This window comes from Agrobacterium sp. P15N1-A (assembly GCF_044626815.1).
Lineage (GTDB): Bacteria > Pseudomonadota > Alphaproteobacteria > Rhizobiales > Rhizobiaceae > Agrobacterium > Agrobacterium leguminum.
Window position 1 is genome coordinate 228,884 of the sequence record NZ_JBIUPF010000003.1, and the last position, 20,677, is coordinate 249,560.

At 60.4% G+C, this 20,677-nt stretch carries 24 protein-coding genes; 14 read left to right on the forward strand and 10 right to left on the reverse strand.

Going from position 1 to position 20,677, the window contains the following annotated elements:
• The first annotated feature begins 2 nt into the window (after positions 1-2).
• On the forward strand, positions 3-1,136 hold the full coding sequence (locus ACIK7D_RS12970) for a Gfo/Idh/MocA family protein (protein WP_127755798.1): 1,134 nt from the start codon (positions 3-5) through the stop codon (positions 1,134-1,136).
• A gap of 101 nt (positions 1,137-1,237) precedes the next feature.
• Here ACIK7D_RS12970 and ACIK7D_RS12975 read toward each other — a convergent pair whose 3' ends face one another.
• Positions 1,238-1,408 carry a hypothetical protein gene (locus ACIK7D_RS12975; protein WP_164865286.1) on the reverse strand — a complete coding sequence of 57 codons (171 nt, stop codon included), beginning with the start codon at positions 1,406-1,408 and terminating at the stop codon, positions 1,238-1,240.
• On the reverse strand, positions 1,401-1,538 hold the full coding sequence (locus tag ACIK7D_RS12980; RefSeq protein WP_170985945.1) for a hypothetical protein: 138 nt from the start codon (positions 1,536-1,538) through the stop codon (positions 1,401-1,403). Before ACIK7D_RS12980 ends, ACIK7D_RS12975 begins: the two co-directional genes overlap by 8 nt.
• 224 nt (positions 1,539-1,762) lie before the next feature.
• Here ACIK7D_RS12980 and queC point away from each other — a divergent pair, with 224 nt between their 5' ends.
• From queC to queE, 3 genes are read left to right on the forward strand one after another with little or no spacing between them, the layout of a single operon-like run.
• On the forward strand, positions 1,763-2,473 hold the full coding sequence (gene queC, locus ACIK7D_RS12985; protein ID WP_127755799.1) for a 7-cyano-7-deazaguanine synthase QueC: 711 nt from the start codon (positions 1,763-1,765) through the stop codon (positions 2,471-2,473).
• Complete coding sequence (gene queD / locus ACIK7D_RS12990) at positions 2,473-2,829, forward strand: 6-carboxytetrahydropterin synthase QueD (protein ID WP_400156500.1); 357 nt, start codon at positions 2,473-2,475, stop codon at positions 2,827-2,829. The genes queC and queD overlap by 1 nt, the downstream gene beginning before the upstream one ends.
• Positions 2,826-3,581 carry a 7-carboxy-7-deazaguanine synthase QueE gene (gene queE, locus ACIK7D_RS12995; RefSeq protein ID WP_400156501.1) on the forward strand — a complete coding sequence of 252 codons (756 nt, stop codon included), beginning with the start codon at positions 2,826-2,828 and terminating at the stop codon, positions 3,579-3,581. Before queD ends, queE begins: the two co-directional genes overlap by 4 nt.
• A gap of 242 nt (positions 3,582-3,823) precedes the next feature.
• Here the strand turns inward: queE and ACIK7D_RS13000 are convergent, their stop codons facing one another.
• From ACIK7D_RS13000 to ACIK7D_RS13025, 6 genes are all read right to left on the reverse strand, one after another.
• Entirely contained in the window at positions 3,824-4,873 is a 1,050-nt protein-coding gene (locus ACIK7D_RS13000; protein WP_400156502.1) for a Gfo/Idh/MocA family protein, read from the reverse strand.
• A gap of 6 nt (positions 4,874-4,879) precedes the next feature.
• Positions 4,880-5,665, reverse strand: coding sequence for a ThuA domain-containing protein (locus tag ACIK7D_RS13005; protein ID WP_065117577.1), 786 nt, complete (start codon positions 5,663-5,665; stop codon positions 4,880-4,882).
• 57 nt (positions 5,666-5,722) lie between these two features.
• Positions 5,723-6,751 carry an ABC transporter ATP-binding protein gene (locus ACIK7D_RS13010; protein ID WP_309580576.1) on the reverse strand — a complete coding sequence of 343 codons (1,029 nt, stop codon included), beginning with the start codon at positions 6,749-6,751 and terminating at the stop codon, positions 5,723-5,725.
• Positions 6,752-6,761: 10 nt separating this feature from the next.
• The gene (locus ACIK7D_RS13015) at positions 6,762-7,595 is read right to left on the reverse strand and encodes a carbohydrate ABC transporter permease (protein WP_003523786.1); all 834 of its coding nucleotides are present in this window, start codon (positions 7,593-7,595) and stop codon (positions 6,762-6,764) included.
• A complete protein-coding gene (locus ACIK7D_RS13020) occupies positions 7,592-8,566 on the reverse strand; it encodes a carbohydrate ABC transporter permease (RefSeq protein ID WP_137453925.1) in 975 nt (324 codons plus the stop codon). The genes ACIK7D_RS13015 and ACIK7D_RS13020 overlap by 4 nt, the downstream gene beginning before the upstream one ends.
• 64 nt (positions 8,567-8,630) lie before the next feature.
• Positions 8,631-9,896: an ABC transporter substrate-binding protein gene (locus tag ACIK7D_RS13025; RefSeq protein WP_400156503.1), complete on the reverse strand. Its 1,266-nt coding sequence runs from the start codon at positions 9,894-9,896 to the stop codon at positions 8,631-8,633.
• 269 nt (positions 9,897-10,165) lie between these two features.
• Here ACIK7D_RS13025 and ACIK7D_RS13030 point away from each other — a divergent pair, with 269 nt between their 5' ends.
• The 3 genes from ACIK7D_RS13030 to ACIK7D_RS13040 all read left to right on the forward strand — a co-directional run bounded on the left by ACIK7D_RS13030 (position 10,166) and on the right by ACIK7D_RS13040 (position 11,976).
• Positions 10,166-11,179: a substrate-binding domain-containing protein gene (locus ACIK7D_RS13030; protein WP_065656296.1), complete on the forward strand. Its 1,014-nt coding sequence runs from the start codon at positions 10,166-10,168 to the stop codon at positions 11,177-11,179.
• Between the two features lie 174 nt (positions 11,180-11,353).
• Positions 11,354-11,551 (forward strand): hypothetical protein, encoded by a 198-nt coding sequence (locus ACIK7D_RS13035; RefSeq protein WP_003523793.1) that lies wholly within the window; start codon positions 11,354-11,356, stop codon positions 11,549-11,551.
• Between the two features lie 230 nt (positions 11,552-11,781).
• Positions 11,782-11,976 (forward strand): hypothetical protein, encoded by a 195-nt coding sequence (locus tag ACIK7D_RS13040; protein ID WP_080820950.1) that lies wholly within the window; start codon positions 11,782-11,784, stop codon positions 11,974-11,976.
• Here ACIK7D_RS13040 and ACIK7D_RS13045 read toward each other — a convergent pair.
• Positions 11,945-12,526, reverse strand: a complete 582-nt coding sequence (locus ACIK7D_RS13045; RefSeq protein WP_127755805.1) for a DNA-3-methyladenine glycosylase — start codon at positions 12,524-12,526, stop codon at positions 11,945-11,947. The genes ACIK7D_RS13040 and ACIK7D_RS13045 overlap by 32 nt on opposite strands.
• 97 nt (positions 12,527-12,623) lie before the next feature.
• On the opposite strand from ACIK7D_RS13045, the gene ACIK7D_RS13050 reads away from it, so the two are divergent.
• From ACIK7D_RS13050 to ACIK7D_RS13065, 4 genes are all read left to right on the forward strand, one after another.
• Positions 12,624-13,019, forward strand: a complete 396-nt coding sequence (locus tag ACIK7D_RS13050) for a hypothetical protein (RefSeq protein ID WP_400156504.1) — start codon at positions 12,624-12,626, stop codon at positions 13,017-13,019.
• Positions 13,016-13,801, forward strand: a complete 786-nt coding sequence (locus tag ACIK7D_RS13055) for an SDR family NAD(P)-dependent oxidoreductase (RefSeq protein ID WP_174057787.1) — start codon at positions 13,016-13,018, stop codon at positions 13,799-13,801. Before ACIK7D_RS13050 ends, ACIK7D_RS13055 begins: the two co-directional genes overlap by 4 nt.
• Positions 13,802-13,976: 175 nt before the next feature.
• A complete protein-coding gene (locus tag ACIK7D_RS13060; RefSeq protein ID WP_162936828.1) occupies positions 13,977-15,032 on the forward strand; it encodes a murein L,D-transpeptidase family protein in 1,056 nt (351 codons plus the stop codon).
• Positions 15,033-15,051: 19 nt separating this feature from the next.
• Positions 15,052-15,837 (forward strand): L,D-transpeptidase, encoded by a 786-nt coding sequence (locus ACIK7D_RS13065; RefSeq protein WP_059758579.1) that lies wholly within the window; start codon positions 15,052-15,054, stop codon positions 15,835-15,837.
• A 54-nt stretch (positions 15,838-15,891) separates the two neighbouring features.
• On the opposite strand, the gene ACIK7D_RS13070 is transcribed toward ACIK7D_RS13065, so the two are convergent.
• Complete coding sequence (locus ACIK7D_RS13070; protein ID WP_400156505.1) at positions 15,892-17,226, reverse strand: aspartate aminotransferase family protein; 1,335 nt, start codon at positions 17,224-17,226, stop codon at positions 15,892-15,894.
• A gap of 145 nt (positions 17,227-17,371) precedes the next feature.
• On the opposite strand from ACIK7D_RS13070, the gene ACIK7D_RS13075 reads away from it, so the two are divergent.
• From ACIK7D_RS13075 to ACIK7D_RS13085, 3 genes are all read left to right on the forward strand, one after another.
• Positions 17,372-17,920 carry a cupin domain-containing protein gene (locus ACIK7D_RS13075; protein ID WP_003523802.1) on the forward strand — a complete coding sequence of 183 codons (549 nt, stop codon included), beginning with the start codon at positions 17,372-17,374 and terminating at the stop codon, positions 17,918-17,920.
• 619 nt (positions 17,921-18,539) lie between these two features.
• Positions 18,540-19,220, forward strand: a complete 681-nt coding sequence (locus ACIK7D_RS13080; RefSeq protein WP_003523803.1) for a sugar transferase — start codon at positions 18,540-18,542, stop codon at positions 19,218-19,220.
• A 194-nt stretch (positions 19,221-19,414) separates the two neighbouring features.
• Positions 19,415-20,671, forward strand: coding sequence for a polysaccharide biosynthesis/export family protein (locus ACIK7D_RS13085; RefSeq protein ID WP_065656288.1), 1,257 nt, complete (start codon positions 19,415-19,417; stop codon positions 20,669-20,671).
• The last annotated feature ends 6 nt before the right edge of the window (positions 20,672-20,677 follow it).

Consider the following 20,677-nt stretch of genomic DNA (forward strand, 5'->3'; position numbering starts at 1 on the left):
TCATGGCCAGGGATCTTGGCGTCGGCATCATCGGATGCGGCAATATCTCGTCTGCTTATTTCTCGCTGGCACCGCTCTTCAAGGGCATCAAGGTGCTAGCCTGCGCCGACCTCAACCGCAATGCTGCGGAGTTGAGGGCGGAAGAATTCGGTGTTGTCGCGCAGTCCATCGAGGAACTGCTCGCCAACAAGGATATCGACGTGGTGGTGAACCTCACCATTCCCGCCGCACATTTTCCGGTGTCGAAAGCCGCCCTCGAGGCGGGCAAGCACGTCTATTCGGAAAAGCCGCTGGTGCTTTCGCTGGAGGAAGGCGAGGAGCTGCGGCGCATCGCCCGCGAAAAGAAGCTGTCCGTCGGCTGCGCGCCGGACACGTTCCTCGGCGGCGCGCATCAGCTTGCCCGGCAATATATCGATGACGGCAAGGTCGGGCGCATCACGTCAGGCACCTGCCATGTGATGAGCCCCGGCATGGAGATGTGGCACCCCAATCCGGGCTTCTTCTTCCTGAAGGGCGGCGGGCCGATCCTCGATCTCGGTCCCTATTACGTCGCCAATCTCATCAACCTCATCGGCCCGGTGAAGCGCGTCGGTGCTCTGACCAGCATGGCAAATCCGACCCGTACGGTGACCAGCCAGCCGTTGAACGGCGAAATCATCCCGGTCGAAACGCCGACCAATATCCATGCCCTGCTGGAATTCGTGAACGGCGCGACGATCACGCTTTCGGCCAGCTGGGATGTCTGGTCGCATCGCCATGCCAATATGGAGCTTTACGGCACGGAAGGCTCGATCTACGTGCCGGATCCGAACTTCTTCGGCGGCGTGGTGGAGATGAGCGGTCGCGACAAGAATATCCAGCCGCTGGAAGACTGGGCGCATCCTTTCGGCATCGCCAATCAGGAAAGCCCGAACGGGCCGCGCGCCAATTACCGTACGGCGGGCCTTGCCGATATGGCGATTGCGCTTCTGGAAGGCCGCGATGCCCGCTGCTCGCTCGACCGCTCATTGCACGGCATCGATGTGATGACCTCGATCCTGAAGTCAGGCGAGGAGGGGCGCTTCATCGAGATGAGGACGACCTGCACCCAGCCGGCGGCACTCGGCATCGAGGAGGCGCAGGCGTTATTGCGCTAAGCCCCTGTTTACAAAAAAGAAGGCCCGGCGTACTGCCAGTCCGCCGGGCCTTCCCCGCTCAGCCGGTTGCGGCGAGCGTCGCGTGTTCGCGCTTGAACTCCTTAAAAACCGATGAAAAGCCCCAGCCACCGTGCAACGGTTCTAATCATCCAGATCAGGAAGACGAACGGGGCTATGCCAACCGCTGCGACGAGCGCCGCCGAGGCGACAACGAGCGCCGTGGTGAGATTGCGCCTGAACCGGTGGCGTTTTGTGTCGAGAGCCTTATCCATGACGCATTGCGGTGATCAGTCCGCGAATGGTGAGCGTGAGATAAAGCATGCCCGCCATCGCCATCAGGATGCCGGTGCCGAGAGAGCTGAGATTGCTCAGCGAAAACAGAAATGTATCAGCCGCCACCATTGGCAGGACCCTTCAAGAACAGCAGATTTCGCATCGTTCTAGATCGTGCCGGTTTCCCGCTTATGTCCCGTTTGTTTCGTCTTGTTGCTGTGGCGGGGCATTTTCGTGATGGCGTGGTTTTGCGCGATTTTCCCAAGGCCCTTCACAAGCCCGTCGGTTTGGTTTAAAGCCGCTCCCCGTAATCCGGTCGCAGCCCACCCGGTCAAAACAAGGGATCCCAAATTATGAAAACCATCGTCATCTGCTCCGGCGGATTGGACTCCGTTTCGCTTGCGCATAAAATCGCGGCGGAACACGACCTTCTCGCTCTCGTCTCCTTCGATTATGGCCAGCGCCACAGGAAGGAGCTGGAATACGCCGCCGATTGCGCAAGGCGTCTCGGCGTGCCGCATCATGTCATCGATATCAGAACCATTGGCGCCCATCTCACCGGTTCGGCGCTGACTGACGACGTGGAGGTGCCGGACGGGCACTATGCGGAAGAGACCATGCGCTCCACCGTGGTGCCGAACCGCAATGCCATCATGCTCACCATCGCTTTCGGGCTGGCCGCCGCGCAGCAGGCGGATGCGGTGGCGATTGCCGTCCATGGCGGCGATCACTTCATCTACCCCGATTGCCGGCCGGGCTTTATCGACAGTTTCAACGCCATGCAGGCGCATGCGCTTGAGGGTTATGCCGACGTCAAGCTCTTTGCCCCCTATGTCACCGTTTCCAAGGCGGCGATCGTCACCGATGGTGCGAAATACGGCACGCCGTTTGGCGAAACATGGTCCTGTTACAAGGGCGGCTTGCGCCACTGCGGCCGCTGCGGCACCTGCGTGGAACGGCGCGAGGCCTTTCATCTGGCCGGTGTCACCGATCCGACCGACTATGAGGACCCGGACTTCTGGGTGGCGGCCACCCATGCCTTTGCGGCACAGGAGGTGCGCTGATGTTCCGCGTTACCAAGGAGTTTCACTTCTCCGCCTCGCACCAGCTGAAAAGCCTGCCCGCCGACCACCAGTGCAACCGTCTGCACGGCCATAATTACATCGTTGAGGTCGAGCTATCGGGCGAAGAGCTGAACGAGCACGGTTTCGTGCGTGACTATCACGAGCTTGCGCCACTGAAGCACTATATCGACGATCATTTCGATCACCGCCACCTGAACGATGTCCTCGGCCATGACCGGGTGACGGCGGAATATCTTGCAAAACATTTCTACGACTGGTGCAAGGATCGCCTGCCTGAAACCAGTGCGGTGCGGGTGAGCGAAACCGCCAAGACCTGGGCGGAATACCGGCCATGACGGCGGCTGCACAAAAGATTGCAGCGAAGGAAACCACGATCCGCATCAGCGAAATCTTCGGTCCGACCATCCAGGGCGAAGGCGTGCTGATCGGTCTGCCGACCGTCTTCGTGCGTACCGGCGGCTGCGACTACCGCTGTTCCTGGTGCGATACGCTGCATGCCGTTGACAGCGAGTACCGTGACACGTGGAAACCGATGCCGGTTGAGGCGATCTGGCAGGAGGTGCGGCGGCTTTCCGGTGGCGTGCCGCTGACGGTCTCGCTTTCAGGCGGCAACCCGGCCATCCAGCCGCTCGGAGCCTTGATCGCGAAGGGGCAGGGCGAGGGGTATCGCTTCGCGCTGGAAACGCAGGGCAGCATCGCGAAAGACTGGTTTGCCGATCTCGACCATCTGGTGCTGAGCCCCAAACCGCCATCGAGCGGCATGGAAACGGACTGGCAGTCCTTCAAAGACTGTCTTGCCGCCGCCGGCGAGGGGCCGCAGGTGGCGCTGAAGATCGTGGTGTTCGACGATGCGGATTATGCCTATGCCAAGGCGGCATCCGCGCGCTTCCCGCATCTGCCCGTCTATCTCCAGCCCGGCAACCATACCCCGCCGCCGCCCGATGATGACGATGCGCGTGTGGATATCGATGGGGTGATGGACCGGATGTTGTGGCTGGTGGATAAGGTCAGCGAAGACCGCTGGTTTTCGGCGCGGGTGCTGCCGCAGCTGCATGTGCTGTTGTGGGGGAACAAGCGCGGGGTTTGACGCTGCGTGGGAGTGAAATTCCACGCTGTAGCTTGCATCCTCAAGAAGCGCACAATGTATTGAGCGAGTGGAAGCCGCTTGTTTCTTCTCCCCGAGGGGGAGAAGGTCGCGGCAGCGGGATGAGGGGGCTTGCTCGCCGAAATCCGGGGACGTTGCCCCCTCATCCGACCCTTCGGGCCACCTTCTCCCCCTCGGGGAGAAGAAACATGCGGCAACGTTTTGCCGCATGTTGTTCTTTCATATCAAGCCGAAACAGCTACCTCACGCCGTTCCCGATCCGCGATGATCGATAGATCGAGCACCTTCTGCAGATTGGCGGCATGGCGGAAGTCCGGATCGGCAGGGCCGCCTTCCATGACGGCCTTGGCGAATTTTTCGTAATTCGTGGCCACCGGCTCCACATCGATCGTCTTCCATATCGCCTTCTCCACATCTTCACCGATGCAGGCACGCAGGCTGGAATAGTCGGGCGTGTGGATGACTTCCAGCGCACCCTTGTCGCCATGGATGCGTAGGCGGAGCTCGTTCAAGTGCCCCGTCGCCCAGCGGCTGGCATGGATGACGCCCATGGCGCCGTTTTCCAGTTCGGCGGTCATGGTGAAGCTGTCATTGGCGTCGAGGTCGTAGACGCCAATTTTATTGCCTTCATATTTGTCGAAGGTCTTCAGCCGCGTGAAGATGCGTGCCACATCGCTGCCCGCGCCATAGGAGGCGAAGTCGAGAATGTGGATGCCGACATCGCCCAGCACGCCGTTCGAGCCATGCTTGGTGGAAAGCCGCCACAGCCACTTGCTCTCCGTCATCCAGTCGCCCCAGGCTTTGGAAACCAGCCAGCTCTGGAGATAGGAGGCTTCCAGATGCCGCACCTTGCCGATCTTGCCAGCCAGCACCATCTCGCGCGCCGCCTGCAAGGGGGCGACGTTGCGATAGGTGAGGTTGACCATGGCGACGAGGCCGGCTTTTTCGGCGGCATCGGCCATTTCGGCGGCCTTGGCGTAGTTTTCCGCCAGCGGCTTTTCGCAGAAGACATGCTTGCCGGCCGCCAGCAGCTTCAGGCTGGTGGGGTGGTGGATGGCGTCCGGCGTGACATTCGCCGCCGCATCGAATTCACCCCAGGCAATGGCGTCATCCAGCGAGGTGAAGGAGAGCGGGATGTTGTGGCGGAGCGCAAAGCCGCGCACCACCACATCGTCCACATCCACCGCCGCGACCAGTTCGACGCCGGGGATTTGCGAGAAATAGGTGGCATGGTTGTTGGCCATGCCGCCGGTTCCGAGAATGAGAAGTCTCATGGCTTTTTACCTGTAACCTGCTTCGCCTGCCTTGTGCAGCTTGGGGCCGCGTTCTTCGATCGGCTCCAGCGCCTTGTCGACGGGAACATTGGGGGCATCGTGAATGCTCTTCAGTGCGCCAACCGGGTTATAGGCCCATTTCACCGAGTTGCTGATGACCTTCTGGACATTGGCATCGTGATAGGTGGGATAGGTCTCGTGGCCGGGGCGGAAATAGAAGATATTGCCGGCGCCGCGACGCCAGGTGAGGCCGGAACGGAAGACTTCGCCGCCCTGGAACCAGGAGATGAACACGGTTTCCAGCGGCTCCGGCACGGAGAACTGCTCGCCGTACATTTCCTCGTTTTCCAACTCGAAATGCTCAGGCAGACCGGCGGCAATCGGGTGGCGCGGATTGATCGTCCACAGACGCTCGCGTTCGCCCGCCTCACGCCATTTCAGCGCGCAGGGTGTGCCCATCAGCCGCTTGAACGGCTTGGAGAAGTGGCCGGAATGCAGGACGATGAGGCCCATGCCTTCCCAGACGCGTTTGGCGACACGCTCGACGATCTCGTCCTGCACCGCGCCATGGTCCTTGTGGCCCCACCAGACCAGCACGTCGGTCTTGTCGAGGCGATCCTGCGACAGGCCGTGTTCCGGTTCCTGAAGGGTGGCGGTGGTGGCGTTGATCTCGGGGTTCTGGTTCAGCGCATCGGCGATGGTGTTGTGCATGCCGTTTGGATAGATCGAACGGACCGTCTCATTGATGTGTTCGTGGATATTTTCGCCCCATACAACGGTGTTGATGGTCATTGTCATGCTCCTCGGTGAAAGCCGGGACCTTGGGTGATCCCGGCGAAAGTGAAAAATTCAGGCAGCACCCCGGGCGGGGTTGCGGGCAAGCGCCCGGCCTTCGGCGTCAAAACGATGGATCTGCGCCGCATCCGCCACGAGGGCGATACGCTCGCCCGCCTTGCGGTCGGTCACGCCTTCTTCGCGAACGACGACGGGTTCACCGGCGCCGATCTCGACATAGATATAGCTGTCCGACCCGAGCATTTCCGAATGCACGATCTCACCGCTCCAGCCGCTGCCGTCGGTGGTGATGGTGATGTGCTCCGGGCGGATGCCGATGGTTTTTGCGCCTTCCGTCTCGGCATATTTGCCTGACAGGAAGTTCATCTTCGGCGAGCCGATGAAGCCGGCGACGAAGGTGTTGACCGGACTTTCGTAAAGCTCCAGCGGCGTGCCGATCTGCTCGACCCTGCCGTCACGCAGCACGCAGATGCGGTCGGCAAGCGTCATTGCCTCGACCTGATCGTGGGTAACGTAGATCATCGTCGTGTCATGCATCGAGCGGTGCAGTTTGGCGATTTCCAGACGCGTGGCAACGCGCAATGCCGCATCAAGGTTGGAAAGCGGTTCGTCGAACAAGAATACCTTCGGATCGCGCACGATGGCGCGGCCGATGGCGACACGTTGGCGCTGGCCGCCGGAAAGCTGTTTTGGCAGACGTTCCAGATAGGGCGTGAGCTGCAGCATCTCGGCTGCCGCTTCGACGCGCTTCCTGCGCTGTTCCTTGTCCGCGCCTGATAGCTTCATGCCGAAGGCCATGTTTTCGAACACGGTCATATGCGGATAAAGCGCATAGGACTGGAAGACCATGGCGACGCCGCGCTTGGCGGGCGGCAGGCGGTTCACCGTCTCGCCATCGAAGGAAAGCGTGCCGCCGGAAATTTCCTCCAGCCCGCAGATGAGGCGCAGCAGCGTAGACTTGCCGCAGCCGGAAGGGCCAACGAAAACCATGAACTCGCCGGAGCGGATGTCCATGTCGATGCCCTTGATGACATCGAAGGCGCCGAAGGATTTGCGAAGATCGCGCAGTTGAATGGTGGTCATTTGGTTTCTCCTAGCCTTTGACGCCGCCGGCGGTGAGGCCGGAAATGATGCGTCGCTGGAAGATCAGAACGAGGACGACGAGCGGGGCGGTGACGATGACGGAGGCCGCCATGATCGTTCCCCAGGGTATTTCGAACTGCGAGCCGCCCGACAGGAGCGCGATGGCGACAGGCACCGTGCGCTGCTCGTTCGATGAGGTGAAAGTGAGCGCGAAGAGGAACTCGTTCCACGCCGCGATGAAGGCGAGAAGCCCTGTGGTGACGAGCGCCGGCCACATCAGCGGCATGAACACCTGGGTGATGATCACCCACGGCGTCGCGCCATCGACGATGGCCGCTTCCTCGATCTCGATCGGCAGGTCACGCATGAAGGTTGTCAGCACCCAGACCGTGAAGGGCAGGGTGAAGATCATGTAGGAAAAGATCAGCGCTAAGGGCGTGTTGAAGATGCCCGCCCAGCGGATCAGTTCGAACAGGCCGGCGAGCACGGCGATCTGCGGAAACATCGAAACCGACAGGATGGTGAGCAGCAGCAGCGCGCGGCCACGGAAGCGGACGCGGGCGAGAGCATAGGACGCCGTTACCGCGAGGAACAGCGAGAGTATGACGACGGAAGATGCGACAAACAGCGAGTTGCCGAGATTGCGCAGGAAAGTGCCGTTGCCGATGACGAAGCTGTAATTGGTCAGCGAGAAGTCACGCGGCCAGTAGTTGACCTGGAACAGCGCCGAGCCGGATTTCAGGCTCGTCAGGATCGCGTAATAAAACGGGAATACCGAAATCACCATGATGATGGCGACAAGCGCGTAGAAGGCGGTGGTTTTCAGGATGCTTGGCAGGGTCATCGCGCGGCTCCATCGGTGTTGACGCGCCCGAGCCACATGTAGATGACCGTGATCGAGGCGATGATGAGGAACAGCATGGTGGAGGCGGCGGCGCCATAGGAGAACTTGTCGAAATCGAACAGGTTTTCACGTGCCAGCACCGACATGGTGCGGGTCTGGGCATTATTCGGCGTCAGGATGTAGATGAGGTCGAAGACGCGCATCGCATCCAGCATACGGAAGATGACGGCGACCATGAGTGCGGGTCGGATCATCGGCAGGGTGACGCGGAAGAACACCTTGACTGGATGAATGCCATCCACCTTGGCCGCCTCATACATGTCCTTCGGCACCATCTGTAGGCCGGCAAGGATGAGCAGCGCCATGAAGGGCGTCGTCTTCCAGATGTCGACGATCAGCACGGCCACCATCGCGGTTTCAGGATTGGCGGTCCAGGCGATCTTGCTGGAGATCAGCCCGAGATTGAGGAACAGGTCGTTCAAGATGCCGAACTGGTCGTTCAGCATCCACGCCCACATCTGCGCCGAGACGATGGTCGGAATGGCCCAGGGTACGAGAATGGCGGCGCGCACGAGGCCGCGTCCCTTGAATTCGGCGTTCAGCACCAGCGCGACGATGAGGCCGAGTACCGTTTCGAGGCTGACGGAGACGACGGTGAATTTCAGCGTATTGAGAACCGCGCCCCACCATGCGGGATCGGCAAGCAGGCCGCGATAGATGGTGCGGCCGCTGCTGAGCGTGATCCAGGTGAGGTAGTTCTTGAGGCCGACGAACTGCGCACCCTCGAGATTGGTGAGCGAAGCGTCGGTGAGGCTGAACCAGACGGTGCGCACCAGCGGCCAGCCGGCCACCAGCGCCAGCACCAGAAATGTGGGAGCAAGAAACAGCCAGGCGGATTTCAGACGTTCCGATTGCAGATCGGAGCCGGTGCCGGCTGCCGCGACCGGTCTTTGAAGGGCGATGTCGTTCATGGGGATATCTCGCGGTTGGGGCGCGGGAAACGATCAGGCCAGACCATCTCCCGCGCGGGCCGGATTACCAGCCGTTGCCTTTGAGATCGGTCAGTTCAACCTCGAGAAGTTCGAGATTTTCAGCCGCCGTGCCGTTGCCGGAGAGCGTGTTGTGCACGGCGCCCCAGAACTTGGCTGAAACCTCGTTATATTTCACCTTGGCCGACGCGGAGGGACGCGGAACAGCGGTCTCGAAGATCGGCTTCCATGTCGGCATGAAGGGCTGTGCGGCAGCGACATCCTTGTCGTCGTAAAGGGAAGCGATCGTCGGCATGTTGGAGAGCTGGATCGCGCGCATCTTCTGGGTGTCTTTCGACGCCAGGAATTTCACAAGCTGAATGGCCGCTTCCTGATCGTCGGAATATTTCGAAACGGCGAGGTTCCAGCCGCCGAGTGTCGAGGCAGGGGCTTCGCCTTCTGCGCCCGCCGGCAGCGGGGTGACGCCGAATTTGCCCTTGATGGCGCTGTCTTCGCCATTACCCAGTGCATATGCATAAGGCCAGTTGCGCATGAAGACGGAATTACCGGTCTGCCAGACGCCGCGCGCTTCCTCTTCCTTATAAGCGAGCACGCCCTGCGGCGCGATGGTGCCGACCCAGCCCTTGGCGGTTTCGATGGCCGCTGCGGCCTTCTCATTGTTGACGGAGATATCGCCGTTGGTCTCGACAATATGGCCGCCGCCGGCGGAAGCGATCCATTCCAGCGCGTTGCAGGTCAGGCCTTCATAGGCGCTGCCCTGGAAAACGAAGCCCCAGAGATCCTTCTGGCCAGCCTCGCGCTCCTTGTCCTGGATTTCCTTTGCGGTCTCGCTCAGTTCTTTCCAGGTCTTCGGCGGCTGCTTGCCGTATTTTTCCAGAAGGTCCTTGCGGTAGAACAGCGCCGGCGCATCGGTGAACATCGGCATGGCGACGAGCTTGCCGTCAACCGTCTGCGACGCGACGATGGAGGGGAAATGATCACCGATGACATCCTTGGTCGCTGCGGTCAGATCCACGAATTGGTCGGCCAGCTGCGGCGCCCAGATCACGTCCGTCTGGTAGACGTCGACATCCTTGTTGCCGGCGGCAAGCCACAGCCGGTACTGGCTGAACTGCTCGCTGGACGATGACGGCATGGTGACGAGATTGACCTTGTGACCGGTCTCTTTCTCGAAGGCGGCGATGCGTTCGCGGAAGAACGCGACGTTCTTGCCGGTCGAATTGGCGGCGATCGAAAGCTCGGCCGCCTCAGCCGAAATAGCGGCGGAAAACGCAGCCCCGCACAGGAACAAAGTCTTCATGGAAATATTCATTGTCAAACTCCTCCGTTGACGCTTCCGATTGTCCTCAAAATTGAAAGCGCTTTTGACTTATGCGAGGCTCTCAAAAGCCGAGCTATCTGTCAATACTCTTTCTAATCCCCCGGAAATCGGCTGTTTTCGCCTGCAATTTTTCGGCGTTTGCCTTTGGGAATGATCAACTGTAAGGTTTCAGGTGGGAGAAAATTGAAATCGTTTTCAATTTTTGTCGGCTTGAAAAATCCGCGGCGGCGACGCATGCAGGGGCAAATTGGCAAAAAATTATGAAGCTTAAGGAATTCGCAGAGAAAGTCGGGCTCTCGCCCACCACCGTCAGCCGGGCGCTGGGCGGGTACCCCGAGGTGCGCGAGGAAACGCGCCAGCGGGTGATGGAGGCTGCGCTGAAATACGGCTACCGGCCGAATGCCAATGCCGTCAGGCTGGCGACGGGCAGGGCAGGCGCCATCGGCGTCGTCATGGGCCGTTCGGGCGGCGGGCACTTCTTTTCCGAATTTATGGGTGGCATGGCGACCCGGCTGGAACGGGAAGAGACCGACATTCTCGTCAGCGTCACCGTCGACAATAATCTCGATGAGGAACTGGCGATTTTCAGCCGGCTGGCGGCGAGCGGCCGGGTGGATGGCATTATCGTGCATTCGCCCCGCCCCGAGGATGAGCGTATCGCGCTGCTCAACCGGTTGGGTGTGCCCTTCATCGTGCATGGCCGCTCAAAGACGCCTTTCGAACATGCCTGGCTCGATATCGACAACCACGATGTGACCTATCGTCCGACGATCCATTTTCTGGAGCGCGGACACAGGCGCATCGCCCTTATCAATGGTCCGGTTGGCCGCACCTTCGTGCAGGACCGCGAGCAGGGTTTTCGCGAGGCGCTGGCCACGCACGGCATTACGCCGGATCCGCGCTTCATGATGAATGAGCACTTCAGCGAAGAAACGGCCTTTCGCTTCGCCCGCTCGCTGCTGGAACAGACGCCGCGCCCAACCGCCTTTGTGGCGGGTGCGATGATGACGGCGCAGGGTGTCTATCGCGCCGCGACGCAGATGGGGCTGACGATCGGCAAGGATGTCTCCGTCATCGCCCATGACGACGTGTTTCCTTATCTCACGCCGGAAAGCATGATGCCGCCGCTTTCCACCACCCGCTCGCCCATGCGGATGGCGGGCATGCGGGTGACGGACCTGCTTTTGCAGATCATCGGCGGCCGTCCCGTCCGCGAGGTTCAGGAATTGTGGCCGGTAGAACTGATCTTGCGGGAATCGGTCGGTCCAGCCTGAACTTCTCGGCATAGCTCACTGATTCCACTCCATTTTGTGAACGTCAGTTGATAACGTTCGCCTTTCGTCATCTATACGTCCGCGCCGTCTCATGTATAATCGGAACAGTCACGGGCGTTATGGAACAGGACCCGGGCCGGCGCGTTGAGGGGACGTGTCGAAGGAGGTGGACGGATGTTTGAATTTTTAAAACCGCAACAGCAGACTGTGATCGATGATGTCGAGGCGACCGGCACCTATGCCGATGCGCTGCTCAACGTTCCGAGCCCGGAACTTAACCGTTCGACCGCTCGCGAGCATGGTCATGAAGCCCATTCCCGCGACTATTGCGAAAATCGCGATATTTCTCGCAGCGCGCTCGGTTTCGCCTGAGCCATCGCAAAAACCTTCCTAAAAAAACGGAACGGACAGGCCGTGCCCGCGTTTTCCCTGTACGACCCACAGGGCGGCGCAACCGGACCGAAGGGACCTGACCGGCATTTGACCGATAGGCGAATTGGGTGTTGCGCCGCCTGATTGGCGACAGCGCAAACGCGCTGTCCCACGAGATAAAAACGCAGCTTGTGCCCATTGTGGCAAAGCGTGTTTATCAGGAGGCCGCGATGCCAGCCGTTCCCGTTGAGCCCTATCCCGAACCGCCGATGCCCGTGCCGCCGCAGCCGGATATTCCGCCGGTGGAAGAACCGGAACCCGACCGGTTGCCGGACGAGGTGCCGACACCCAACCCCGACGAAAACGACGGGCCGCCGAAGGTGCTCTCGTGTTTCACGCCTCTCCGCTCTCGAATTTCTTGCTGACGAAAGCCGAGCCCTTGAGCCCGAAGCGCCAGGGATATTCCGTCGCGCGGCTGATGCCGATTCGTCTGCCGCTGGTGACGGCGGCGGCCTCTTTCGGCAACCGCAGGAAAAACGGCGCTGCGTTCAACGGCGCGCCGTCCATGTCCCCCGTAATCGCCAGCGCCTGACAGAGCCTGCCCGGACCTGAGCAGAGAAGTTTCGGCTTGTCAGTTCCCCGTCGCAGTTTCATCATGTCTATGCCGGTCAGGGGTTCGATGGCGCGCAGAAGCACGGCTGAACCCGGAGCGCAGACAAAGTTGGCGCACCAGTGAATACCATAGGACCGGTAAACATAAAGACGGCCGGCCGGGCCGAACATTGCCCTGTTGCGCGGGGTCTGCCCGTTGAAACTGTGGGATGCCGGGTCGTCCGGATGATAGGCTTCGGTCTCCACGATGATGCCGCCGGTATTGCCGATGCGGAACTCCGCGCCGATGAGGGCGCGCGCCACATCCAGCGCATCGCGGAGGAAGAAACTCTCCTGCATTTCCGGGCCAAAGGCCTGATCCATCTGGAACCCTTCCGCTCTGCCATCGTTGTGAATTCAGGTTCTAACCGTTTTCCAGCATCGGATTCGTACCGGTGCTTTTCAAGCCGGAGGGCATGTCATGCAACTTTCGACGACCTATGTAAAACGCAATAACGGGGTTATCTCCGTCGAGTTCGTCGGCAACGACGGCGATCAGGTCTCTGTTCGCCTCGCCGACGGCCTTGAAGGGATCGATGATGCCGAGGCCATCAAGCGGGCGAGCGCGGTGATGGTGCAACTGACCGCCTTCGGAACGCGCCATGGTGCGGATGCGCCTTCGCAATTTTCCGCTCTCGGCACCGCGCAGGACGATGCGCCTCAGGGATTGCTGCACGGGCAGGCGAGCGCACGCACCGCGCGGGACCGCGAGATTCTGGAGGAAGAGCTTGAGGAGGGGCTGGAGGACAGCTTTCCGGCGAGTGATCCCGTCTCGGCGACGGTCACGTCCATTGCTTCCCGAAAAGGAGGGCAATGACATTGACCGTTCGTAAAGTCGCTCTGGTAACCGGCGCTGGCTCCGGCATTGGGCGCGCCGCCGCCCTTCATCTGTCGGCGCAGGGTTTTGCGGTCGGTCTGTTGGGCCGCACCGAATCGGAATTGAACGATGTCGCCCGGGAAATAGGCGCCGCATCCGGTTCTTCGAAGGTGCTTATGGCCGATGTGGCGGATGAAGCGGCGATGCGTCACGCGGTCGCAGCGCTGGTTGAGGATTTCGGCCGGCTTGACGTCGTGGTGGCCAATGCCGGCGTCAACGGCGTCTGGGCGCCCATCGATGAGCTGAAACCGTCCGAATGGGACGATACGATCCGCATCAACCTGCGCGGCACCTATCTCACCGTCCATGCCAGCGTGCCGCATCTGAAAGCGGCCGGCGGCGGGTCCATCGTCATCATTTCGTCGATCAATGGCACCCGCACCTTCACCTCGCCCGGTGCTACGGCCTATTCCGTGACGAAGGCCGGGCAATTCGCCATGGCGCAGCAACTGGCGCTGGAGCTGGGGCGTCATCGTATTCGCGTCAATGCGGTGTGTCCGGGCGAAATCGAAACGGCAATCGATGAAAATACCGATATACGCGGGCGGGAAAAAACGGAGGTTCCAGTCCGTTTTCCGGCTGGGGATATTCCGGTAACCGGCGGCGTGGCCGGCACCAGCGATGACGTCGCCGCGCTGATCGGTTTTCTGGCGTCGGATGCGTCCCGCCACATTACCGGCACGCCGGTATGGATCGATGGCGGCCAGGGGCTGCTTCGATAATCGCGGCCGGCACTTTCACTGCCCACCCCATCACGGGCTTGTGTCCTTATGATTAACGAATGGGTAACGTCTGTTCACGAGACTTTGTCCATGAGCGAGGTTGCCGTGTTGTGGCCACCTTCGATAGTTAAGCGTCTGCCGGAAAGGCGGGCAAATCAGGCGGGCAGAACGATCCATGGGCATGCAGGCATTGCTGGATTTCGCGGTTGCGGGGTTGCGGCAAAAGGTAAGGGCAGGGGCAAGAATGGCCGCGATCGTTGCGATCGGTGGCAGCCTTGCCGCGTGCACTTCCATGGGGCTCGACAGCGTCAAGAAAGATCCGCCGAAACTGTCGTCCAAGATGATGGCGCAGATGTCGGCCAAGGGCATGCGCCCGGAAAGCCCTGTCCTCGTTCGCATTTTCAAGCAGGAAAGCGAACTTGAGGTGTGGAAGGTCGACAAGACCGGAAATTACGCGTTGCTCAAGGCCTATCCCATGTGCCGCTGGTCCGGAAAGCTCGGCCCCAAGATGAAGACGGGCGACCGGCAGGCGCCGGAAGGGTTTTATCATGTCTCGGCCGGCATGCTGAACCCGAACTCACAATATTACGTCTCCTTCAATCTCGGTTATCCCAACCGGCTGGAATCGGCGCTCGGTTACACCGGTGAGGCGCTGATGGTGCATGGCGCCTGTTCCTCTTCCGGCTGCTACGCCATGACGGATGCCCAGGTGGGCGAGATTTACGCCATCGTCGCGCGTGCGCTTCAGGGCGGGCAGGACCGTTTTCAGGTGCAGGCCTATCCCTTCCGCATGAGCGCCCGGAATATGGTGGCACATCGGGACGACCCCAACATGCCGTTCTGGAAAACGCTGAAGGAAGGCTACGATTATTTCGAGGTGACGCGCCGGCAGCCGAAGGTTTCCGTCTGCGGCCGTCGTTATGTCTTCAACAGCGAATTTGCCGGAGGCGAACCTGCCGATCCGCTGGCGGCCTGCCCGCCGGCCATCAACCAGCAGGATCCGCTGGTGGCTTCGAAACTGGCCGAAGAGCAACAAAAATTTGCCGCCGCGATGAGTGAGGGAACTTCCAGCCCGCTCAGCGCGTATGTAGACGGCGGCATGCATCCGAGCTTCCGGGCCATTTTGAAATCGAACGGCGCCAAGGCCATGGCATCGCAGGTTTCCGGCACGAAGTACCCTATCAGCCGCCCAGAGGCGGCGCTGGCAGATCCCTTTGCCGGCGTGAGATGACGTAAATGAGGTTTTTCAATTGAACGAGACGACGACGACCCGGCGGGGTTTCCTGCTTGGAGCAGGTGGACTGGCGCTTGCCGGCCTTGCGGGCTGCAACACAACCGCGCGTGAGGCCGCCCGGCCTGCAGCGCCCGCGGACGACCCGATGTATGCCCTGATGTACGGTCCCAAGCCGGACGAGCAGTTCCCGCTGCCGGAAATCCCCTACAAGCGGATTCCGCGTCAGTTCCTGCGGCAGATGGTGGCGAACCCGACGGGTGAACGCCCCGGCGTCATCGTCGTCGATACCGCCAATCATTTTCTCTATCTCACTTATGAGAACAATCAGGCCATGCGTTATGGCGTCGGTCTCGGCCGCGCAGGCTTTGAATGGGCCGGTCGCGGCGTCATTCAGTACAAGCGGCAATGGCCGCGCTGGACGCCGCCCGATGAGATGATCGCGCGCCAGCCGGAACTGGAACCCTATAGTAGCCGCAATGGCGGCATGGAGCCGGGCCTCAAGAACCCGCTCGGTGCGCGTGCGCTCTATATCTTCAAGGATGGTAAGGACACGATCTACCGCCTGCACGGCTCGCCGGAATGGTGGACCATCGGCAAGTCGGTATCCTCCGGCTGCGTGCGCCTGCTGAACCAGGATATCATTGATCTTTATAACCGCGTGCCCGATGGCACGCCGATCGTGGTGACGGCGCTCGGCCCCGCACAGCAGGGCGTGCCGATCGGCCAGGAAGGTGTGCCCGTGGCGCAATATGGCAACGGTGTGATCGGCGATGGCCTCTCGCAACCGATGCAGGCCTACTGACAGGTTACAAAAAAGGCCGCGCTTCCAGGCGCGGCCTTTTTGTTTGCATGGTCTTTACTGCGCGCGCTTCAGCGCATCGCCGAGGATCGAGACGATATCGTCGAAATGGGATTTTTCGGCGATCAGCGGCGGCGAGAGGGCGATGATGTCGCCGGTAACGCGAATGAGCAGGCCGCGCTCGAAGCAATCCACGAAGACATCATAGGCGCGTGCGCCGGCAGCGCCGTCGCGCGATTGCAGCTCGATGCCGGCGATGAAGCCGATGGTGCGGATGTCGATGACATTCGGCAGGCCCTTCAGGGAATGGATGGCGTCGTGCCAGACATCCTGCAATTCGGCCGCGCGGGTGAAAAGGCCCTCATCGCGATAGATGTCGAGCGTCGCGATACCGGCGGCGCAGGCGACGGGGTGGCCGGAATAGGTATAGCCGTGGAACAGCTCGATCTGGTTTTCCGGCCCATGCATCAGCGCATCGTGCACCTTGCTGCTGGTGAAAACCGCGCCCATCGGGATCGCGCCGTTGGTCAGTCCCTTGGCGCTGGTGACGATATCGGGCGTAACGCCGAAATAGTTGGTGGCGAAGGTGGAGCCCATGCGGCCGAAACCGGTGATGACCTCATCGAAGATCAAGAGGATGCCGTGCTTGTCGCAGATGGCGCGCAGGCGCTCCAGATAACCCTTCGGCGGCACCAGTACGCCGGTGGAGCCGGCGACCGGTTCGACGATGCAGGCGGCGATGGTTTCCGCGCCATGCAGGGCGACCAGCCGTTCCAGATCGTCCGCAAGCTCCGCGCCGTGTTCGGGCTGGCCTTTCACGAAGCTGTTCTTCGCCGGATCATGGGTGTGACGCAGGTGGTCTGCGGGGATTTGCGGGAAAACGCGACGGTTGTTGACGAGGCCGCCCACGGAGATGCCGCCGAAACCGACGCCATGATAACCGCGCTCACGACCGATCAACCGGCTGCGGGTGCCCTGGCCGATGGCGCGCTGGTAGGCGATGGCGATCTTCAGCGCCGTATCGACCGATTCCGACCCGGAGCCCGTATAGAAGACACGGTCCAGTTTCGCACCTTCCGGGCCGGGCGCAATTTCCGCCAGCCGCTCGGCGAATTCAAAGGCAACCGGGTGGCCCATCTGGAAGGAGGGCGCGTAATCCATGGTCGAAAGCTGGTGCTTGACGGCAGACGCGATCTGCTGGCGGCCGTGGCCGGCGTTGACGCACCACAGGCCAGCCGTGCCATCGAGAACCTGACGGCCGTCATTGCTGGTGTAATACATGCCTTCGGCGCTCGTCAGCAGGCGGGGATTGGCCTTGAACTGCCGGTTGGCGGTAAAGGGCATCCAGTAGCTGTCAAGCGAGGTGGAATTGGATCGGCTCGGGTTGTCCATGGTGGTCTCCTGTTCGTTGCCGGTGATTGAATGCTATTTTCGCGACTGAACAAGCCCTTTTCTCTCAGTGGCCAAGCCATTGAAAATGCTATAGGCCTGAACGCAGATTTTCGATATTTCGAACAAGGGCAACGGGGGCTCAGGCATGTCGGTGGATATAGGCGGGCGTTTGCGCCATTTGCGGCTGCGCCACAATATTTCCCAGCGGGAACTGGCAAGACGCGCCGGTGTCACCAATTCGACGATTTCGCTGATCGAATCCAACACTTCGAACCCTTCCGTCGGTGCGCTGAAACGCATTCTCGACGGCATACCGATAGGCCTTGCCGAGTTTTTCGCTTTCGAGCCGGAGACGAGCCGCAAGGCTTTTTACCGGGCGGATGAACTGGTTGAAATCGGCAAGGGGCCGATATCCTTCCGGCAGGTGGGTGAGAATGTCTTCGGCCGCAGCCTGCAAATCCTCAAGGAATGTTACCAGCCGGGCGCCGATACCGGCAAGGTGCCGCTGGTTCACGATGGCGAGGAAGGAGGAATCATCCTTTCCGGACGGCTGGAAGTGACGGTCGATGAGGAGAGGCGGGTGCTCGGGCCGGGGGATGCCTATTATTTCGAAAGCCGCAGGCCGCATCGTTTCCGTTGCGTCGGTCCCGTGCCCTGTGAGGTCATCAGCGCCTGCACACCGCCAACCTTCTGATTCCAGCGGTTTTTGCGCCTCGTAACGCTCGTAGAACGGTCAAGTCGGGGCAATTCGGTAAAAAAGGGCCGGGAGCTACGGCAATTTTGCGTGGCTGCCATGACTAGAATGCAGTTTCCTGCCACTCTTTTGCCGTGTTTGCGCCCCTTTAGCGATTTTTCCATCGCTTTTTCTTGGTGGCTTGGCAATGTCAGGCAAAAAAATCCCGGCCGATATGTCAAATTTTATATGCATTGCCACAATCTTGCTGCGATGCAAAAAATTTTTATATTCCGTTACAGGCGTGGCTGTTCTTAACGTTCCTGTCTCATCTCGCCAAGTCATAAGAAACACATAAGAAAAGACTGTCGCCGGCACAAAACCCAATACATGCCGGGGCGGTACCCATGCTCTCAACACATGGCCGTCGGCACATTTGTTGCTTTTTTATGCAACCGTTAATATTGCCCGGACGTTGATCGGCCGCTCGCGCAAGAAATCGCATAGACGGTTATGGCCAATGTGCCTTACAAAAAATCCATTAGCATCAAATTCCGAACACAGACTTGTTATCTCTTTTAGACGGAAAGACGCGCCTCCGGGCACCGACCAATCGCAAAACATAAATGGAGTTCTCTCTATGAAGTCCGCGACCCAATCGGCTGAACAGACACTCAGCAGCTCCGAAGATTTCGATGTCAGTTTCCCTATCGGGGGCATCGCAAAACGCAGCTTCGATATGACATCGGCTGCGCTTGCGCTGCTCATCTTCAGCCCGATATTCCTGTTGATCGCCGCGCTGGTGAAATTGTCTGATCCCGGCCCGATCTTTTATGGCCACCGGCGTGTGGGACATAATGGCCGCTATTTCCATTGCCTGAAGTTCAGGACGATGGCGATGAACGGCGATGAGATTCTGCGGCAATATCTTGCCGCCAATCCGGAAGCCGCCGAAGAATGGCGCGCCACCCGCAAGCTCAAGAACGACCCGCGCGTTACGGCTGTCGGCGCCGTGCTGCGCAAGCTCTCGCTCGACGAACTGCCGCAGCTGCTCAACATCATCCGCGGCGAAATGAGCGTGGTTGGCCCACGCCCGGTCGTCGATGAGGAGCTGAGCTATTATGAAAGCGCTGCCGCTTATTATCTCAGCACCCGCCCTGGCCTGACCGGCCTGTGGCAGATCAGCGGCCGCAACGACGTATCCTACAAGACCCGCGTCGCTTTCGACACGCACTATGTGCAGAACTGGTCGATGCGGCAGGATGTCTTCATCATCGTCAAGACCATTCCCGCCGTGTGCCTTTCACGCGGAAGCTACTGAAAACCGATATTGAGTTCGGCTTTATCGATCTTCGTTTCGACACGCACCCCGACCGGGATCCCAAGTCCGGTCTTTGGGTGCGTCATTGGTGCTAATCATACCGGCCGCTTTTCGCGGCGCTGTGCAGCCGGCCTTGCCCAGTTGCGCGACGGCCGGATCGCCCGTGTGGCGATCCGCTAACAGGGAGTTTCCCGATGAACGGCTTGTCTGCCGCCCGCCGCCCGTTTGTGGCCTTCGTATTTGCCGCTTCCGTCGCCCTTGCCGCGCCGCTTTCCGCCATGGCTGCGGATGGCGCTCAATATAAGCTCGGTACCGCTGACAAGCTGCGTATCCGCGTTGCCGAATGGCAGCCGGCGGATGGCAGCATCCGCAACTGGGATGTGATCAACGGCGATTATTCCGTCGGCCCATCGGGCGCGCTGTCCCTGCCTTTCATCGGTCAGCTGGATGTTGCGGGCAAGACCCCATCGGAGGTCAGCGAAGAGATTGGAGCCCAGCTTCAGAGCAAGTTCGCCCTTCGCAACCTGCCTTCGGCCTCCGTCGAAATCGCGCAGTTCCGGCCGATCTTCTTAAGTGGCGACGTGCAGACGCCGGGTGAATATCCCTATGCCGCCAATCTCACGGTGCTGAAGGCGGTCAGCCTTGCCGGCGGCTTGCGGCGCTCTGATGCCGGGCAGCGTTTTGCCCGTGACTTCATCAATGCCCGTGGTGACGCCGCCGTCTATGACAATCAGCGCGCAAGGCTGCTCGCCCGTCAGGCGCGGCTGGTCGCCGAGGTCAAGGGTGACGCGACCATCGCCAAGACGCCTGAAATGGAAAAGATCGGCGAGATCGACGTGCTGCTGGCCAGCGAAAGCGCGCTGATGAAATCGCGCACCGAACGTTACACCCTGCAGCTCAAGGCGCTGACGGACCTGCATGCCCTTCTGCAGAGCGAAGTCGAATCCCTGAAGAAGAAATCAGAGACGCAGAATCGTCAGCTCCAGCTTGCCAACGAGGACCGCGATCGCGTCAACCGGCTGAACGAGCAGGGGCTTGCGCTGTCGCAGCGGCGTATTTCCGCGGAAGAACGCGCGGCGGAAGTGGAATCCAACCTGCTCGATATCGATACGCAGTCGCTGCGCGCCAAACAGGATATCAACAAGGCGACCCAGGACGAGATCAACCTGCGTAACGACTGGGTGGCGCAGCGCTCCAAGGAATTGCAGGATACGGAAGCGGAACTGGACAAGCTCAATCTGCAGCTCACCACCAGCCGCGAATTGATGTCGGAAGCGCTGGCGCAATCGGCCGAAGCGATCCGTTTTGACCCGTCGGGCAAGTCCGCGACCATCAGTTATGTCGTGGTGCGTGAGGAAAACGGCAAGCCGAAGGAGCTGAAGGTGGATGAAAACGCCATGCTCCAGCCCGGCGATGTCATTAAGGTCTCGTCTGAAATCCTGATGCAGTGAGGTTTC

Excerpts from the sequence above, each read along its gene's own strand:
- ACIK7D_RS12970 (WP_127755798.1), top strand. The coding sequence starts at position 3 with ATGGCCAGGGATCTTGGCGTCGGCATCATCGGATGCGGCAATATCTCG.
- ACIK7D_RS12975 (WP_164865286.1), bottom strand. The coding sequence starts at position 1,408 with ATGGATAAGGCTCTCGACACAAAACGCCACCGGTTCAGGCGCAATCTC.
- ACIK7D_RS12980 (WP_170985945.1), bottom strand. The coding sequence starts at position 1,538 with ATGGTGGCGGCTGATACATTTCTGTTTTCGCTGAGCAATCTCAGCTCT.
- queC (WP_127755799.1), top strand. The coding sequence starts at position 1,763 with ATGAAAACCATCGTCATCTGCTCCGGCGGATTGGACTCCGTTTCGCTT.
- queD (WP_400156500.1), top strand. The coding sequence starts at position 2,473 with ATGTTCCGCGTTACCAAGGAGTTTCACTTCTCCGCCTCGCACCAGCTG.
- queE (WP_400156501.1), top strand. The coding sequence starts at position 2,826 with ATGACGGCGGCTGCACAAAAGATTGCAGCGAAGGAAACCACGATCCGC.
- ACIK7D_RS13000 (WP_400156502.1), bottom strand. The coding sequence starts at position 4,873 with ATGAGACTTCTCATTCTCGGAACCGGCGGCATGGCCAACAACCATGCC.
- ACIK7D_RS13005 (WP_065117577.1), bottom strand. The coding sequence starts at position 5,665 with ATGACCATCAACACCGTTGTATGGGGCGAAAATATCCACGAACACATC.
- ACIK7D_RS13010 (WP_309580576.1), bottom strand. The coding sequence starts at position 6,751 with ATGACCACCATTCAACTGCGCGATCTTCGCAAATCCTTCGGCGCCTTC.
- ACIK7D_RS13015 (WP_003523786.1), bottom strand. The coding sequence starts at position 7,595 with ATGACCCTGCCAAGCATCCTGAAAACCACCGCCTTCTACGCGCTTGTC.
- ACIK7D_RS13020 (WP_137453925.1), bottom strand. The coding sequence starts at position 8,566 with ATGAACGACATCGCCCTTCAAAGACCGGTCGCGGCAGCCGGCACCGGC.
- ACIK7D_RS13025 (WP_400156503.1), bottom strand. The coding sequence starts at position 9,896 with ATGAATATTTCCATGAAGACTTTGTTCCTGTGCGGGGCTGCGTTTTCC.
- ACIK7D_RS13030 (WP_065656296.1), top strand. The coding sequence starts at position 10,166 with ATGAAGCTTAAGGAATTCGCAGAGAAAGTCGGGCTCTCGCCCACCACC.
- ACIK7D_RS13035 (WP_003523793.1), top strand. The coding sequence starts at position 11,354 with ATGTTTGAATTTTTAAAACCGCAACAGCAGACTGTGATCGATGATGTC.
- ACIK7D_RS13040 (WP_080820950.1), top strand. The coding sequence starts at position 11,782 with ATGCCAGCCGTTCCCGTTGAGCCCTATCCCGAACCGCCGATGCCCGTG.
- ACIK7D_RS13045 (WP_127755805.1), bottom strand. The coding sequence starts at position 12,526 with ATGGATCAGGCCTTTGGCCCGGAAATGCAGGAGAGTTTCTTCCTCCGC.
- ACIK7D_RS13050 (WP_400156504.1), top strand. The coding sequence starts at position 12,624 with ATGCAACTTTCGACGACCTATGTAAAACGCAATAACGGGGTTATCTCC.
- ACIK7D_RS13055 (WP_174057787.1), top strand. The coding sequence starts at position 13,016 with ATGACATTGACCGTTCGTAAAGTCGCTCTGGTAACCGGCGCTGGCTCC.
- ACIK7D_RS13060 (WP_162936828.1), top strand. The coding sequence starts at position 13,977 with ATGGGCATGCAGGCATTGCTGGATTTCGCGGTTGCGGGGTTGCGGCAA.
- ACIK7D_RS13070 (WP_400156505.1), bottom strand. The coding sequence starts at position 17,226 with ATGGACAACCCGAGCCGATCCAATTCCACCTCGCTTGACAGCTACTGG.
- ACIK7D_RS13075 (WP_003523802.1), top strand. The coding sequence starts at position 17,372 with ATGTCGGTGGATATAGGCGGGCGTTTGCGCCATTTGCGGCTGCGCCAC.
- ACIK7D_RS13080 (WP_003523803.1), top strand. The coding sequence starts at position 18,540 with ATGAAGTCCGCGACCCAATCGGCTGAACAGACACTCAGCAGCTCCGAA.
- ACIK7D_RS13085 (WP_065656288.1), top strand. The coding sequence starts at position 19,415 with ATGAACGGCTTGTCTGCCGCCCGCCGCCCGTTTGTGGCCTTCGTATTT.